The sequence below is a fragment of the Pseudomonas sp. AC172 genome, assembly GCF_979258595.1.
Genome location: NZ_OZ409868.1, coordinates 3,610,224 through 3,627,517 on the forward strand (window position 1 = coordinate 3,610,224; position 17,294 = coordinate 3,627,517).

Consider the following 17,294-nt stretch of genomic DNA (forward strand, 5'->3'; position numbering starts at 1 on the left):
CAGGCTCGCTCCCACATTTTGAAATGCATTCCCCCTGTGGGAGCGAGCTTGCTCGCGAAGGCGGCATCACAGCCACCACAAGAATTACCGACGCTCCTGATTCCTCGGCCAACTCAGACTAAAGCACGCCCCACCCAGACTCTTGCTCTTGCCAATAATCGCCCGGCCGTCATGCCAGTGGATGATCCGCCGCACGATCGACAAGCCCAGACCATGCCCGCCCGACGCTCGTGTACGGCTGTCGTCCAGACGCAGAAACGGCGTAAAAATCCGCTCCCACGCCACTTCCGGCACGCCCGGGCCGTCATCCTCGACGTCGACGCGGCAACGCAATTGCCCGACCTGATAACTCACCGTCACCTTCGAGCGTGCATGGCGCATGGCGTTGCTCACCAGATTCTGCAATGCCCGGTGCAGGTAACGTGGCTCGGCTTCGACCCAGGCATCATCGTTATCCGCAGCAGACAGGCACAAACCACGCTGCACGGTGACCTCGGCGCGCAACGGCGCCAGCTCCTCGATCACCTGATTGACCAATGCGTCCAGATCAATGCGCTGAAACGTCAGCGCCGGTGAACCTTGTTCCAGCCGCGCATAGGTGAGCATTTCATCGACCAGCTTATCGAGGTCTTCGATGTCGTGATCCATGCCTTCGCGGTACTTCTCCAGCGCTTGCGGCGTGGTCGCCGAGCCGATCATTTCCAGACCGAAACGCAGGCGCGCCACCGGCGTGCGTAATTCATGGGACACCGCGCGCACCAGTTCTCGCTGGATCGCCAGCAACTGTTGCAAGTGCTCGGCCATACCGTTGAACGCTGACGCCAGGCGCCCCACCGAGTCGGCACCGCGCGCCGGCACACGGGTTTCCAGGCTGCCCTTGGCAATCCGCGTGGCCGCTGCTTCGAGGCCGCGTAAACGGCGTTCGAGCTGACGCACCAGCAAATAAACAATCAGGCCGATCAGAGTCAGGCCGAGCGCCGCAATCAGCACCAGCCATTCCGGCGGGTACGGGTTCATCTGATACAGCGGGCCGATCTCCAGCACCCACGGCGTACCGACCATGCCGGCAAACACGCGGATCGAATCGCCACCCTTGCCCAGCGCCATCACCGTGTCGCCTTCGGCCACGCGGCGGCTCTGGTCTTCGTCCATGTCGGCGTCATTCACCGTGACCAGGCGCAGATCGAAACCGAAACCCTTTTCTTCCTTTATCTGCGCGAGGCGCTTGGGCTGCTCGCCGACCGGTACGCGCACCAGTTCATCGGCCAACAGGTAAATGGTCGCGCGGGCCAGTTGCTCGCTGATCTGTTGCACTTCGCCAGTGAGGACCAACTGCTCTTTGTCGCTGACAATTCGATAGACTTTCGCTGCGTGCGGTCCGGTCTGCTCGACCAGCGCCTGGCCACGCTGCACGCGGGTGCGCTGGGACAGATCAAGATCGGTCTCGGCAAACTTTTTCAATGCCAGCGGAATCCCCAGCAAACGCTCCCACACCATCAGCGCACGATGGCGCTCGGTTTCGTTCATCGGTTGCAGGTTGCCGGCCATCAGCGAGAACGTGCCGTGGGCCAGACGCTCGCGGTATTGCTCGCTACGCACCTGATTGAGCAGATTCAGCGCCAGCACGCCGAGTACCGCCACCAGAATCAGCGCCGCGCACATGCCGCCGTAGATGCGCAGGAAGATCGAGTTCACAGCGGCAGGTCTATGCAGGCTTCAGGAACGAACAGATAACCTTTGCTGCGAATGGTCTTGATCAGGCGCGGATGGTCGGGGTCGTCGCCAATTTTCGGGCGAATGCGCGAAATGCGCACATCGATCGAACGGTCCTGACCGTCATAGCCGATGCCGCGCAGTGCAGTGAAGATTTCTTCGCGGGACAGAATTCGCCCGGCGTTGGATACCAGCAGCCAGAGCAGATCGAATTCGGCGCTGGTCAGTTCGATGCCATTGTCACTCAGCCATGCCTCGCGCAAGGCGTCGTCGACCACCAAGGGGCCAAATTGCAGACGACGGGATTTCCCGGCGACCGGTTCAGGCGTGTCGCTACGGCGCAGCAACGCCTGGATGCGCGCCAGCAACAGACGTGGCCGCACCGGTTTGCACACGTAATCGTCGGCACCGAGGTCGAGCCCCTGGATCTGATCGGCATCGTCGGTGCGCGCGGTGAGCATCAGAATCGGCCCGTCATACTGATTGCGCACTTTGCGGCAGATGCTCAGGCCATCTTCGCCGGGCAGCATCAGGTCAAGGATCACCAGATCCGGCTGCTCTTTGATGATCCGTGCCGCCGCCAGCGCACCGTTGCCTTCGATGTCCACGCACAATCCATTGGCTTGCAGGTAGTCACGCGTCAGTTCGGCCAGTCGCTGGTCATCCTCGACGATCAATACCTGAAAGGCTTGTTGCTCCACCGGTGACCTCTGCTTTCTATTGTTATTAATGAAGGAAGAACATCTGACTCGACACAATTCCCTGTGGGAGCGAGCCTGCTCGCGATAGCAGTGGGTCAGTCGACATCACTTTTAGATGTGCCGCCATCATCGCGAGCAGGCTCACTCCTACATTTTTCGGAATCCTCCCGTGTTTTTGTCATGTTTCGGGAGGATAAGAATGCCTGCACACGGGCCGATTGTATAAACGGCGTACAGCCAGAACACAAGTCGGTAAATGCGTTCGGAGAAGGCAGTTTTTTGTGATAGGGTTCGCGCCCTTAAAAAACCGCTGAAGCGTTTTTCCCGGTGAAAAAACGGAGACAAACGGTCTAGCTCAGCAGGTTCGCGGCCTACACGCTCGTTCCTCGTTTCACACACAATTTACGCACAGGTTTATCCACAGGTAGTACGTTGCAACACCCCTCAAAACGCATTATCTTGTAGCACGGCGAAAAAAAACCCCTACATATAGGGTTTTTGACTTAAACGCCCAACCACATTTCAGACCTGAAACTCAAGCGATTTATTGCCGGTTTCCGGTTGAACCAAGCAAGTTTTTCAAAGCCCAAACCGCACTTGCGGATGGCACCGTTTTTTACCTCGCAGCGGCGAGAACGGTACGGGTGTTGCAGTCATTACTGTCACCTGGGAAGGAATCCGGTTCGAGCCCTGGCTCGTAGCCAAAAACTTCGGCAAGGATGCGGCTTCATCAGCCTTTTTTCCTACTGTCCCGAAGTTGTTATACCCGACGCCCGTCGGCTGTAGTGCTTCTGGACAGAACGGTGGGCACCATGATGGTGCCCAAACAAACATAGAGAATGTGGAGACCACCCCCCATGCAAACCGACACAACTCGCGAGAACCCGCAGGGCACCTTGCCGCAGGCCGCTGATTCGAATTCGGATCTGGCAGCCACCGCGCCTGGTCAACTGCGCGTGATCAAGCGCAATGGCACTGTCGTTCCTTACACCGATGACAAGATCACCGTCGCTATCACCAAAGCGTTCCTCGCAGTTGAAGGCGGCACCGCTGCCGCTTCGTCGCGAATCCATGACACTGTTGCGCGCCTGACCGAACAAGTCACCGCGACCTTCAAGCGTCGCATGCCATCGGGCGGCACCATCCACATCGAAGAAATCCAGGACCAGGTCGAACTGGCCCTGATGCGTGCCGGTGAGCAGAAAGTCGCTCGCGACTACGTGATCTACCGTGACGGTCGTTCGAAAGAACGCGCTGCCCACGCCCCGGCCGAAGAAGCGGTCAACGCTCACCCGTCGATCCGTATCACCCGTGCCGATGGCAGCCTGGCGCCGCTGGACATGGGTCGCCTGAACACCATCGTCACCGAAGCCTGCGAAGGCCTGGAAGAAGTCGACGGCGACCTGATTCAGCGCGAAACCCTGAAAAACCTCTACGACGGCGTGGCCCTGACCGACGTCAACACCGCCCTGGTGATGACCGCCCGTACTCTGGTTGAGCGCGAGCCGAACTACTCGTTCGTGACCGCCCGCCTGCTGATGGACACCCTGCGTGCCGAAGGCCTGGGTTTCCTCGGTGTGGCCGAAAGCGCTACTCACCACGAGATGGTCGACCTGTACGCCAAGGCGCTGCCGGCTTACATCGCCAAAGGTATCGAGTTCGAACTGCTGAACCCTGTGCTGGCCTCCTTCGACCTGGAAAAACTGGGCAAGGCGATCAACCACGAGCGCGATCAGCAATTCACCTACCTGGGCCTGCAAACCCTGTACGACCGTTACTTCATCCACAAGGATGGCGTGCGTTTCGAACTGCCGCAGATCTTCTTCATGCGCGTGGCCATGGGCCTGGCAATCGAAGAGAAGCAGAAAGAAGACCGGGCGATCGAGTTCTACAACCTGCTGTCGTCCTTCGACTACATGTCGTCGACGCCGACCCTGTTCAACGCCGGCACCCTGCGTCCACAGCTGTCGAGCTGCTACCTGACCACCGTGCCGGATGACCTGTCGGGCATCTACCACGCGATCCACGACAATGCCATGTTGTCGAAATTCGCTGGCGGCCTGGGCAACGACTGGACGCCGGTGCGTGCACTGGGTTCGTACATCAAGGGCACCAACGGCAAGTCGCAAGGCGTGGTTCCGTTCCTCAAGGTAGTGAACGACACCGCTGTAGCCGTTAACCAGGGTGGCAAGCGCAAAGGCGCTGTATGTGCCTACCTGGAAACCTGGCACATGGACATCGAAGAGTTCATCGAACTGCGCAAGAACACCGGTGATGATCGTCGTCGTACCCACGACATGAACACCGCCAACTGGATCCCTGACCTGTTCATGAAGCGTGTCTTCGACGACGGCAAGTGGACCCTGTTCTCGCCATCCGAAGTACCGGACCTGCACGACCTGACCGGTAAAGCTTTCGAAGAGCGTTACGAGTACTACGAAGCGCTGACCGAATACCCGGGCAAGGTCAAACTGTTCAAGACCATTCAGGCCAAAGACCTGTGGCGCAAAATGCTCTCCATGCTGTTTGAAACCGGCCATCCTTGGCTGACCTTCAAAGACCCGTGCAACCTGCGCAGCCCGCAGCAGCACGTCGGCGTGGTTCACAGCTCGAACCTGTGCACCGAAATCACCTTGAACACCAACAAGGACGAGATCGCCGTTTGCAACCTGGGCTCGATCAACCTGCCGAACCACATCGTCAACGGCAAGCTGGACACCGCCAAGCTGGAACGCACCGTGAACACCGCAGTACGCATGCTCGATAACGTTATCGACATCAACTACTACTCGGTGCCACAAGCGAAGAACTCCAACTTCAAGCACCGTCCGGTCGGTCTGGGCATCATGGGCTTCCAGGACGCGTTGTACCTGCAGCACATCCCTTACGGTTCCGACGCTGCCGTCGAGTTCGCCGACAAGTCGATGGAAGCGGTCAGCTACTACGCGATCCAGGCTTCCTGCGACCTGGCTGATGAGCGCGGTGCGTACGAGACGTTCCAGGGTTCGCTGTGGTCCAAAGGCATCCTGCCGCTGGATTCGCAACAGATCCTGATCGAGCAACGTGGCCAGAAGTACATCGACGTTGACCTGAACGAAACCCTCGACTGGGCACCGGTTCGTGCCCGTGTACAGAAAGGCATTCGTAACTCCAACATCATGGCCATCGCACCGACCGCGACCATCGCCAACATCACTGGCGTCTCGCAGTCGATCGAACCGACCTACCAGAACCTGTATGTGAAATCGAACCTGTCGGGCGAATTCACCGTGATCAACCCGTACCTGGTTCGCGACCTCAAGGCTCGCGGTCTGTGGGACTCGGTCATGATCAACGACCTGAAGTACTACGACGGTTCGGTTCAGCAGATCGAGCGCATCCCGCAAGAACTCAAAGAGCTCTACGCGACCGCGTTCGAAGTGGACACCAAGTGGATCGTTGACGCGGCCAGCCGTCGTCAGAAGTGGATCGACCAAGCCCAGTCGCTGAACCTGTACATCGCTGGTGCATCGGGCAAGAAGCTCGACGTGACCTACCGCATGGCCTGGTACCGTGGTCTGAAAACCACTTACTACCTCCGTGCCCTGGCCGCGACCAGCACCGAGAAGTCGACCATCAACACCGGCAAGCTGAACGCTGTTTCCAGCGGCGGCAACCACGGCGACGATTCGGTTCTGGCAGCTCCTGCCGGTCCTGCTCCAGTGCCAAAGGCTTGCGCCATTGACGAGCCGGATTGCGAAGCTTGCCAATAAGCTGAGCTGAGTCAGGCGTTGCGAGACGCCTGATATTCTCCGGGCAAAAGAAACCCCCGACAGACTTCTGGTGTGTCGGGGGTTTTCTTTTGTCTGGAGTAAATATTGAAGCAAAAAAAAACGGCGAAACCCGGTTACAGGTTTCGCCGCTCATTGTGGTTTCAGTGCCTCATCAGACCATAAAGGACTCGGCCATCGCCTGCCCCACTACCGGAATGGTGAACGTATCACCATTGGCGGTAGCGAAGGTTTCGATGGTGTTCGAGCCTGCATACCAGTCCGCAAGAATCACCGCATTGTTCTGCTTACCGGCATTCCACTCCACAGCATTGAAGATGTAGGCATTGGTGCCGTCGGTCTTGATGATCACATCGGCATACGACTTGATATTCTGCAACTCGACTCTATCGCTGCCCTGAGCACCATCGTCCTTGATCATGACATTGGTCGAAGACAACACCTTGTAGGTATCGCTGCCCTCACCACCATAGGCATAACCACCGCCGGACATGATCAAGGTATCCGAACCGGCACCGCCAAACAGCTGATACTCAGGCCCATTCCCAACCAGCCAGTCACTGCCGTCATCACCGTAGGCAAGACCGGCGTAAACGGTAATGTCGTCGTTACCGGCATCGCCATGCAGAATGCTGCCGACATCGTTGTTGGCGCTGAACATACTGTCGTTGCCGTTGCCGCCAAACAGTTGATCCGCCTCGGCCGGACCGCTGCGATCTGGGCCGTTGATGGCGTAAGGTTCGTAGTTGCCGCCATAAATCGAATCGTTGCCGTCCCCGCCGTAGATCAGGTCATTCCCTGCTCCACCATAGAGGGTGTTCCAGGCAGCGTTCCCGGTCAGAGTGTCGTTGAATGACGAGCCGTGCAGCCCCTCGATATTGACCAGTACATCGCCGCTCGCATCACCGCCAGTGACCGTGTTGGCCAGCAGGTCGATCTGCACCGCTGCCGAGCTGCCGATGTACCAGGCTTCATCGGAAATACCTGCACCGCCGTCGATAAAGTCAGAGCCCTTGCCACCAATAAACGTCTCGGCGCCGGCACCTCCGATCAAAGTATCGTTGAATGCAGTGCCTTCCCAGTTTTCGATGTTGGTGTAGGTGTCGCCTGCTGCGGCACCGGTCAATGGCTGAGTGAGGTCAAGCGTGATGGCTGAGCTTTCGAAGGCGAAGCTCACCGTGTCGCGCCCGAAAGCACCGTCAAAATTGTTGATTTGATCATTACCGATGAAGGTGTCGTCGCGTCCCGAGCCGACGAACTTCTCGATGCTCTGGAAGGTATCGCCCTTGGCTATAGCGGTGTGCTCGCCAGTTTTGAGATTGATGACCACGCCTACCGGCCCGACGTCGTTATAGCTGACCGTATCGAAACCATCGCCACCGATAAACGTGTCGCCGCCATCGCCCCCCATCAAAATGTCGTCCCCGGCCCCACCCGTGATGACGTTATCGAGCGCATTGCCTCGCGCCTGGAACATCCCGGTACCGGTATAGGTCAAGCGCTCGATCCCGGCATTCATGAGGTAGTAAGACTGATTGGTGCGCACTTCATCATTACCGCCACCAGCCAGTTCGATGATCGCGCCATAGTTTGCGTTGTTGAGGACGTAAACATCGTCGCCCAAACCGCCTTGCACAGTGAAACCGGTCGAGTTGGCATTGGCGATAAATACGTCGTTATAAGCCGAGCCGATGATGGTTTCGATGCCGTAAAAGATGTCTCCCTCGGCATCGCCACCCGTGCCCATGCCGGAGCCGACACCGGCAGCACCCAATGTCAGCGTCACACCCTGGGTGGATTGCGAGTAATCCGCCACATCAATGCCCGTAGCACCGTCGAACTTGTCGGCACCCGCGCCGGCGATAAATGTATCGGCGTACTGCGTGCCGCGAATCAGTTCGATATCGGTGAAGGTGTCACCTGCGGCGATGCCGCTGTATACGCCCGTCTTGAAATTGAGCGTCACCGCCACCGTGCTGTCGTCATAACTGACGGTGTCCGTACCGGCACCACCGATAAAGTTGTCGGCACCCGCACCGCCCAGCAAGGTATCGTTGCCCGCGCCACCGGTGATGATGTTGTCGCTGGCATTACCGCGACCGGTGAAGTTACCCGTGCCGGTGTAAGTCAGGCGCTCGACGTTGTTGTGCAGCCCCATGCTGAGCTGGTTGGTACGCACTTCGTCGTCGCCGCCGCCCTGCGCTTCGACGATTACCGCCGAGGCACCGGCGTTGACGATGTACACGTCATTGCCCGCACCACCCTGTAGGGTGAAGGAGCCGGACGTGGATGTGGTGAACACATCGTCATACGCCGAACCGATCACCTTCTCGATTGCCGAGAACGAATCTCCCTCAGCATCACCACCGGTCCCGGTGCCGGTTCCGGAGACCAGCGTCAGGTTGATGGCAGCACCCGACTGCGAATAGTCGACGACGTCCATGTTGTCCGGGCCGGCCGTACCGCCGTCGAACTTGTCGGCAGCGGCGCCGGCCATGAACGTGTCACTGTATCTGGAGCCGCGAATGACTTCGATACCCTCAAAGGTATCGCCAGCAGCAATGCCCGTGTGAATACCGGTTTTCTGGTTGATCGTCACGCCTACGGTGGAGTCGTCGTAGGAGACGGTATCGAGGCCCGCGCCACCGATGAAGACGTCCGCACCCGCACCGCCCATGAGTACGTCGTTGCCAACGCCACCGGAGATGATGTTGTTGCCCGCATTGCCTGTACCGGTGAAGTTACCGGTGCCGGTATAGGTCAGGCGTTCGACTTCGGCACTCAAGGTCATGGTGCTCAGCGAGGTGCGTATTTCGTCGTCACCACCACCGGCCAATTCGATGACCGACTGATTGGGCGAGCCGTTGATGATGTACAGATCGTTACCCGCCCCGCCCTGGAACAGGGAGGCTGCGGAGCCGCTGACAAACACATCGTCGAAACCCGAACCGACGACTTTCTCGATATTGGTAAAGGTATCGCCCTGCGCGTCGCCGCCCTGGCCACTGCCGGCGCCGAGCGTGGTAAGGGTGATGTTCACGGCCTGCGCCGACAACGAGTAATCGACGGTATCGACGCCACCCGCGGTGCCGCCATCAAAGATGTTGGCCTGCGCGTCACTGAAGAACGTGTCACCGTTCTTGCTGCCACGAATGATTTCGATACCGGAGAAGGTATCGCCTGCAGCGAAGCCTGTGTGTACACCGGTTTTCAGGTTGACCGTGACACCCGCAGCAAGGCTGTCCTCATAGCTGGCAACGTCGATACCGGCGCCGCCAATCAATTTGTCGGCACCTGCACCGCCGAGGAGCACATCGTTGCCTGCGCCGCCGGTGATGATGTTGTCGCCAGCGTTGCCAGTACCGGTAAAATTACCCGTGCCGGTATAGGTCAAGCGCTCGACTTCGCCGCTCATGCCCATACTGGTCTGGTTGGTACGGATTTCATCATCACCACCACCGGCGGCTTCACCGATGCCACCTGTCCAAGGACCATTGATGATGTAGACATCGTTGCCGGCGCCACCACCGACGCTCGTGCTGCCGGAGTTCATGGTAAAGACGTCATCGAATGCAGTGCCGATAACCGCTTCCATGTTGCTGAAGGTATCACCCTGCGCATCGCCGCCCAGACCGGTGCCGTTGACGCCGGTCAACGTCAGGTTGATCGCCTGCTCGGAGGTGGCATAGTTCAAGGTGTCATAACCGCCCGCACCATCAAACGAGGTGGCCGTGGCGTCGGCGACAAAATTGTCGGTGTAACTGGTACCACGAAATGCCTCGATACCGTTGAACGTATCACCCGCCGCCAGACTGGTGTGAACCCCGGTTTTCAGGTTGATCGTCACACCGACGCCCTGGTTGGCATCTTCGTAGCTGGCCGTGTCGAAACCTGCGCCGCCAATCAACTGGTCGGCACCCGCACCACCGATCAGCACGTCGTTGCCAACGCCGCCAGTGATGATGTTGTTGCCTGTACTGCCGATACCAGTGAAGTTGCCGGTGCCGGTATACGTCAGGCGCTCGATTTCGCCACTCATGCTTATTTTGATCTGATTGGTTCGAATCTCATCATCGCCGCCACCGGCGCCTTCACCGATCCCTCCCGCCCAGGGACCATTGATGATGTAGACGTCGTTACCGGCACCACCACTGACGCTTGTGCTACCAGAGTTGAGGGTAAAAACGTCATCGAATGCAGTGCCGACAACTGCTTCCAGGTTGCTGAAACTATCACCCTGCGCATCACCGCCCAGACCGGTGCCATTGACGCCGGTCAGAGTCAGGTTGATCGCCTGCTCGGAGGTGGCATAACTCAAGGTGTCGTAGCCGCCCGCACCATCAAACGAGGTGGCCGTGGCGTCGGCGACAAAATTGTCGGTGTAACTGGTACCACGAAATGCCTCGATACCGTTGAACGTATCACCCGCCGCCAGACTGGTGTGAACCCCGGTTTTCAGGTTGATCGTCACACCGACGCCCTGGTTGGCATCTTCGTAGCTGGCCGTGTCGAAACCTGCGCCGCCAATCAACTGGTCGGCACCCGCACCACCGATCAGCACGTCGTTGCCAACGCCGCCAGTGATGATGTTGTTGCCTGTACTGCCGATACCAGTGAAGTTGCCGGTGCCGGTATACGTCAGGCGCTCGATTTCGCCACTCATGCTTATTTTGATCTGATTGGTTCGAATCTCATCATCGCCGCCACCGGCGCCTTCACCGATGCCACCAGTCCAGGGACCATTGATGATGTAGACGTCGTTACCGGCACCACCATAGACGCTCGTGCTGCCAGAGTTCAGGGTAAAGACGTCATCGAACGCGGTACCGATAACTACGTCCATGTTACTGAAGGCATCACCCTGCGCATCACCGCCCAAACCGGTACCATTGACGCCGGTCAGCGTCAGGTTGATAGCCTGCTCGGAGGTGGCGTAGCTCAAGGTGTCGTAGCCGATCACACCATCAAACGTGTTGGCCGAGGCGTCGGCGACAAAGTTGTCGGTGTAACTGGTACCGCGAAACGCCTCAATACCGTTGAACGTATCGCCCGCCGCAAGACCGGAGTTAACGCCGGTCTTCAGGTTGATCGTCACGCCGACTCCCTGATTGGCGTCTTCGTAGCTGGCGGTGTCGAAACCTGCGCCACCAATGAGCTGATCAGCCCCTTCGCCACCAATGAGAAGGTCGTTGCCATCCCCACCATTCAAAACGTCATCGCCCGCCAAACCACGTATTTGATCATCGCCGATGGTACCTACCAGCGAATCTGCACCATTGGACCCATAAATTACCGCCATTACATCTTCCTTGTGTGAGTGTGCTTGTGTTGGAAACCGCGTTGAATCGCCTGGTGCTGGGCTCACCCTCTCTGATGCACGTAAGGCTTGATTGCAAAAAGGCTTGAGCATTGTGAAAAATCCGACCGCTTTGGGCTGGGGCGGTAATGCTCGACACGATCAGAAAAATCACCCCGCACGACATCGACCGCGCAGATGTTGCTGCGTGAACCCGACAACACGAGAATTGATTTCAATCGGTTTGAATGAGGGGGCACTGACAGGGCAACCGGCACTGCCCGGGCAGTGCCGGCATATACGGCCCGGCCGGAGGCGTCGAGCGCTGGCACCGCAATCGGCGCACTGACGTAATCATGACTGTTCAAGTGATGCATCCCTGGTGACTACTGATGGCTTCCAAGCCACCGGACCTTAGGCCCGGCTTGCAAACAGGCGGAGTGAATGAAAGTTTGACGCGCACGCCACCGCTTCCCGAGAGTGCAAGTTCCACACCACAGCGACCGACAAACGGTAAAAACCTGAACATACGTCCCAAATAACACGCATAAAAAAACCGACGCATTGGCGCGTCGGTTTTCAGTGCAGCTCTCAGATCACATCAAGTCATCTGAATGATGGTCTGCATGATGGTGCTCTGAGTGGAGATGGTCTTGGCGTTCGCCTGATAGTTGCTCTGGCCTTTGATCAGGTCCACCAGCTCGTTGGTCAGGTTAACGTTCGACTCTTCCAGCGAGTTGGAAGCAATCGAACCCAAAGTACCGGTTTCCGGAGCGTCGTAGCCCGGGATACCCGAAGCGAACGTCTCTTTCCAGCTAGTGCCACCGATAGCCTGCAGGCCTTGTTCGTTGGTGAAGCTGGCCAGCGCAACCTGGCCGATGGCCTTGCTCTGGTTGTTGCTGAAGTTGGCAAACAAAGTACCGGTGCCGTCGATGGTCAGGTTGGTGATCTGGCCAGTGGCGTAACCGTCCTGAGTCGGGATCGAACGCGCGGTATCAGCGTTGTACTGAGTGGTCTTGGCCATGGAGATGGTCACGCCAGCCGGGTTGGCGGCTGCGCCGTTAGGTACAAAGTTACCGTTGACCACGTTGCCCGGCTTCCAATTGGCCAGCTTCAAGTCGCTGCTGATGATCGGATTGGCCGGATCCGCCGGGTTAGGTGTGCTGACCTGGGTCAGATTGCCCGAACTGTCAAACGTCAGTGTCGAAGCAGTTGGAGGCGTCGTGAGCGGATTGCTACCGGTTGCATCCGGATTACGCCCGTCCACCAGGGTGTAAACCTTCCAGGTGTTTTCGCCGGTCTTCACCATATACTGGTCCATAACATGCGAGTTGCCCTGCGTGTCATAGATCGGAGTGCTGAAGCTCTTCGTGTACGTCTCAAGCTTGCTCGGATCGAACTTGCCGGCCGCCACTGCGTCGTTGATCACCGGCGCAGTCGAGTTCAAGTTGATGCTCGAAGTCACCAGGGAAGTCGATTTCGGCGCCAGGTTCGAAGTGTCGATTTTCAGGTCGGTCAATACGCCGTTGATGATCTTGCCGTTGGCGTCCACACCGTAACCCTGCAGGCGCGAGGTGTAGTCGGTGTTGGTGATGTAACCGGCGTTGTCGACCTTGAACGTACCGGCACGGGTGTAGGACACCGAGCCGTTGTTGCTCATGGTGAAGAAGCCCGAACCGTTGATGCCCATGTCCAGCACGTTACCGGTGTTGTTGATGTCACCCTGGGTGAACTGCTGGGAAACGTTGGCCAGGCGCACGCCGTTACCGATCACTTTGCTGCCGCTACCCAGGCGAGTGGCCGAGTAGACGTCTTCGAATTCTGCACGGGACGACTTGAAACCGGCGGTCGCGACGTTGGCGATGTTGTTGCCGGTCACGTCCAGTTGCTTGTTGGCTGCATAGAGACCGCTAAGGCCGATATTGAAAGACATATTCCACTCCTTTGTGCCGGTTAGTCGGCTCTATATACCAATGGTTTGTACTTTGGACAGGGCAACAGTGCCCTTGCCGGACAGGTTGAGCATCAGCTCGCCGCCGGTCTGGCTGATCGTCACGCTGGTGACGGTGGCCGGCAGGTAGGTCGCCATATCGGTCGAGGTGCCATTGATCGATGCGTTGGCCTTGACGGTATAGGTACCGGTCTTGACCACATTGCCGTCCTTGTCCTTGCCGTCCCAGGTGAAGCTCGCGGCGCCTGCGGCGCGACTGCCCAGATCGATGGTGCGAACGACCGTGCCGCTGCTGTCGGTGATGCTGACGGTGCCGCCGGCAATCGACGACGGAACGGTGACCGAACCGGTCATGCCTTTGCTCGGATCGTCGAGCTGAACCGAGTTGGTCTGCACGATGACGTTGCGGCCAACCAGCGACGATGCCTGCAAGGCTTGCGACGAGTTGTAGTTGCCAGCAAGGCCACTCACGGTGGAGTTCAGCGTAGTGATGCCTTCCAGGCTACTGAACTGCGCCAACTGGGCAACGAATGCGCTGTTGTCCTGCGGATCGAGCGGGTTCTGGTTTTTCAGCTGGGTGACCAGCAATTGCAGGAACGCGTCCTTGCCCAGGGCCTGGCCGCCGGTGGCGCTGTTGGTCGCCGAAGCAATGCCACCTGTGGTCGAACCAGTCTTTTTCGACGAGTTCGCCAGGATGTCATTCATGCTCAAGCTGCTGGTGGTATCGGAAACACTCATGGCAGTCGCCCCTTATTACTGACCGAGGGTCAGTACCTTCTGCATCATGGTTTTGGCGGTGTTCATCATTTCGGCGTTGGTCTGGAAGGACCGGCTCGCGGAAATCATGTCAGCCATTTCTTCCACCACATTGACGTTCGGGTAGTAGACGTAGCCTTTAGCGTCGGCCGCCGGATGGTTCGGCTCGTAGCGCGCTTCAAGGTTGCTCTGGTCTTCGACCACTCCGAGCACCTGTACGCCTTGACCGGCTGCGTCCTGGCTCTGGAACAGCGAATTGCTGCCACTGTTCTGGCCGCCCTGGAACATGGTGGCGAATACCGGGTGACGGGCGCGATAGGTCTGGTCGATGCTCGACGAGACGGTTTCGGCGTTGGCGATGTTCGAAGCCACGGTGTTCAGGCGCGTGGTCTGTGCGCTCATGCCGCTGCCGGCAATGTTGAAAACGCTGGACAGGGACATGGATTACTCTCCGCGCAGGGCTGACACCAGCCCTTTGAATTTGCTGTTGAGCAGGGTGAAGCTGGCCTGGAAGCCGACAGCGTTTTCCGCGTAGTTCGACTGTTCCAGTTGGGCATCCACGGTGTTCTGGTCGATCGAAGGTTGCATCGGCGTGCGATACATCAGCGATTCGTCGCCGTTGCCCAGGCCTTCAGCTTCGATGTGACGGCTGTTGGTCATGTTCAGGGCGATGGTGCCGTTCGCATTTTTCTGGGTCTGTGCTTCAAGCACTTTGGAGAAGTCCAGATCCCGAGCCTTGTAGTTCGGGGTGTCGGCGTTGGCGATGTTGTTGGCCAGCACTTCGGCACGCTGGGCGCGGAAGCCCAATGCCTTTTCGTGAATGCCGAGCGCTTTATCGAAGCTGATGCTCATGTCGGGAACCTTCAGGTGACCGGTTTTTCGTAACTGAGCTATAGCAAGCCGCGTGCCAATGCGAAAAAACCCCGTAAACCGGGGCTTTGCGAGAGGCCGGCAAAGCGGCAATGCCAGAAAAGCGGCAACCGGTTTCCGCCGAATGCCGCTTTTCTGCCGCTTGCCGTTCCCTCTCTATCACCGCCGGACAACTGTGGGAGCGAGCTTGCTCGCGAAGGCGGAGTGTCAGCCAATGCAAATGCAGAATGTGACGGCCTCTTCGCGAGCAAGCTCGCTCCCACAGGGATTTTTGGTGTTAAGGAGAATTTCCGCAGGCACAAAAAAAACGGCAGGCCTTTGCGGGCCTGCCGTTTTTTGTATTGCCGATGCAATCATTTCGCCTGGTAAATGATCCCCGGGCTGCACTGCACCATCTGGTAATGGTCTGGCAAACCGTTCAGCGCTTCGGAAGCGCCAAGGAACAGATAACCGCCCGGCTTCAACGTGCTGTGAATGCGCAACAGGATGTCTTTCTTCACTTCGGCAGAGAAGTAGATCAACACGTTACGGCAGAACACGATGTCGAACTTGCCCAGCGCGGCATAGCTGTCGAGCAGATTGAACGAGCGGAACTCCACGCGGTTCTTGATCGGCGCCTTGATCACCCAACGCCCCGGCCCTTTTGGGTCGAAGTAACGCTGCAGACGTTCCGGCGACAAACCGCGACCGATCGCCAGGCTGTCGTATTCGCCCGTCTTGCAGTTGGTCAGCATAAGGCCGGACAAATCAGTGGCAACGATCTGCACACCCATCTTCAACTGGCCAAGGTTGGTGCGTTCGAACTCGTCGATCGACATCGACAGCGAGTACGGCTCCTGGCCCGACGAGCAGGCGGCCGACCAGATCCGCAGACGCTGGTTGGGGCTGGCCTTGATCGCTTCAGGCAGCACCTTGTTCTTCAAGACTTCAAACGGATAGGTATCCCGAAACCACAGGGTTTCGTTGGTCGTCATGGCATCGACCACCTGCTCGCGCAAACCGCTGCGCGGCTGGGTCTGGATGCGCTGAACCAGCTCACCCAGGGATTTGATGCCTTGCTGCTCCATCAGTTTGTTGAGACGGCTCGAGACCAGGTACTGCTTGTTTTCACCGAGCAAAATGCCACAGGCTTTTTCCAGGAAGACCCGGAACTGTTCGAAATCCAAATTACCCGTAGACAATGATGCCGCCTCTTAAATCGTGTTGACCGCCAGGGACAAAACGCCCCTAGCTGATATCTGCTGCTTTGATCCGGTCGACTACCCGGGATGCCAGGTCATCAGGGCGGAATTTGGCCAGAAAGTCATCAGCACCGACTTTCTTGACCATCGCCTGATTGAATACCCCGGACAACGAAGTATGCAGGATGATATGAAGCTTTTGCATGCGCGGGTCAGCGCGAATCTCGGCCGTCAAAGTGTATCCGTCCATCTCCGGCATCTCGATGTCGGAGATCATCATCAGAAACTCTTCTTCCGGCTTCTTGCCCTCGTCGACCAACTTGCGCAGGTAATCCAGCGCTTGCTTGCCGTCGTTCAGCGCGACCACTTCGACGCCGATCGTCTGCAGGCAACGCGTGACCTGCTTGCGCGCCACCGATGAGTCATCGACCGTCAAGACACGCAACGACAATGCCTTGGTCTGCGTCTCGACATCGACCACGCCCACCGAAATCGCTTCCGGTGTCGGCGCAACTTCCGCCAGCACTTTCTCGACGTCGATGATTTCGACTAACTGATTGTCCACCCGAGTCACAGCGGTCAGGTAATGATCGCGACCCGTGCCCTTGGGCGGTGGATGAATCTCTTCCCAGTTCATGTTGACGATGCGCTCCACCGAGCGGACCAGGAAACCCTGGGTCTTGGTGTTGTACTCCGTGATGATCACAAACGGGTTGTTCTTGTCTTTCAACGCTCCGGAACCGGTGGCCATTGCCAGATCAAGGATCGGAATGGTCGCCCCCCGGATATTTGCCACCCCGCACACGACAGGACTGGACTTGGGCATCAACGTCAGCGACGGGCATTGCAACACTTCCCGCACCTTGAACACGTTGATTCCATAGAGCTGCTGACCGTCAAGACGGAACAACAACAGCTCCAGGCGATTCTGCCCTACCAGTTGCGTGCGCTGGTTCACCGAATCCATTACACCAGCCATGCCCAGACTCCTACACCAACGCCAAGTGTTGTTGCGACGCACATTCATTGCTAAACGGCACGGCGCTTGCTTTTTAA

The 17,294-nt window shown here is 58.0% G+C and carries 10 protein-coding genes; 1 reads left to right on the forward strand and 9 read right to left on the reverse strand.

Features of this window, described 5'->3' with window-relative positions; translation table 11 throughout:
• Positions 1-84: 84 nt before the first annotated feature.
• Both ACZ0A4_RS16275 and ACZ0A4_RS16280 read right to left on the reverse strand, forming a co-directional pair.
• Positions 85-1,695 carry an ATP-binding protein gene (locus ACZ0A4_RS16275; RefSeq protein ID WP_463575576.1) on the reverse strand — a complete coding sequence of 537 codons (1,611 nt, stop codon included), beginning with the start codon at positions 1,693-1,695 and terminating at the stop codon, positions 85-87.
• Entirely contained in the window at positions 1,692-2,414 is a 723-nt protein-coding gene (locus ACZ0A4_RS16280) for a response regulator (RefSeq protein ID WP_463575578.1), read from the reverse strand. The genes ACZ0A4_RS16275 and ACZ0A4_RS16280 overlap by 4 nt, the downstream gene beginning before the upstream one ends.
• An 857-nt stretch (positions 2,415-3,271) precedes the next feature.
• On the opposite strand from ACZ0A4_RS16280, the gene ACZ0A4_RS16285 reads away from it, so the two are divergent.
• Positions 3,272-6,166 (forward strand): ribonucleoside-diphosphate reductase subunit alpha, encoded by a 2,895-nt coding sequence (locus ACZ0A4_RS16285; RefSeq protein ID WP_454565312.1) that lies wholly within the window; start codon positions 3,272-3,274, stop codon positions 6,164-6,166.
• Between the two features lie 172 nt (positions 6,167-6,338).
• Here the strand turns inward: ACZ0A4_RS16285 and ACZ0A4_RS16290 are convergent, their stop codons facing one another.
• The 7 genes from ACZ0A4_RS16290 to ACZ0A4_RS16320 form a co-directional block, all read right to left on the reverse strand.
• Positions 6,339-11,483 (reverse strand): beta strand repeat-containing protein, encoded by a 5,145-nt coding sequence (locus ACZ0A4_RS16290; protein ID WP_463575580.1) that lies wholly within the window; start codon positions 11,481-11,483, stop codon positions 6,339-6,341.
• Positions 11,484-12,081: 598 nt separating this feature from the next.
• Positions 12,082-13,413, reverse strand: a complete 1,332-nt coding sequence (gene flgE, locus ACZ0A4_RS16295) for a flagellar hook protein FlgE (protein ID WP_463575581.1) — start codon at positions 13,411-13,413, stop codon at positions 12,082-12,084.
• Between the two features lie 30 nt (positions 13,414-13,443).
• Positions 13,444-14,169, reverse strand: coding sequence for a flagellar hook assembly protein FlgD (gene flgD / locus ACZ0A4_RS16300; protein ID WP_463575582.1), 726 nt, complete (start codon positions 14,167-14,169; stop codon positions 13,444-13,446).
• 15 nt (positions 14,170-14,184) lie between these two features.
• Complete coding sequence (gene flgC, locus ACZ0A4_RS16305) at positions 14,185-14,628, reverse strand: flagellar basal body rod protein FlgC (protein ID WP_003227217.1); 444 nt, start codon at positions 14,626-14,628, stop codon at positions 14,185-14,187.
• 3 nt (positions 14,629-14,631) lie between these two features.
• The gene (gene flgB, locus ACZ0A4_RS16310; RefSeq protein WP_007917581.1) at positions 14,632-15,039 is read right to left on the reverse strand and encodes a flagellar basal body rod protein FlgB; all 408 of its coding nucleotides are present in this window, start codon (positions 15,037-15,039) and stop codon (positions 14,632-14,634) included.
• 371 nt (positions 15,040-15,410) lie between these two features.
• Positions 15,411-16,238 (reverse strand): protein-glutamate O-methyltransferase CheR, encoded by an 828-nt coding sequence (cheR, locus tag ACZ0A4_RS16315; RefSeq protein ID WP_016983976.1) that lies wholly within the window; start codon positions 16,236-16,238, stop codon positions 15,411-15,413.
• Between the two features lie 46 nt (positions 16,239-16,284).
• Positions 16,285-17,217 (reverse strand): chemotaxis protein CheV, encoded by a 933-nt coding sequence (locus tag ACZ0A4_RS16320; protein ID WP_141129900.1) that lies wholly within the window; start codon positions 17,215-17,217, stop codon positions 16,285-16,287.
• Positions 17,218-17,294 lie beyond the last annotated feature (77 nt).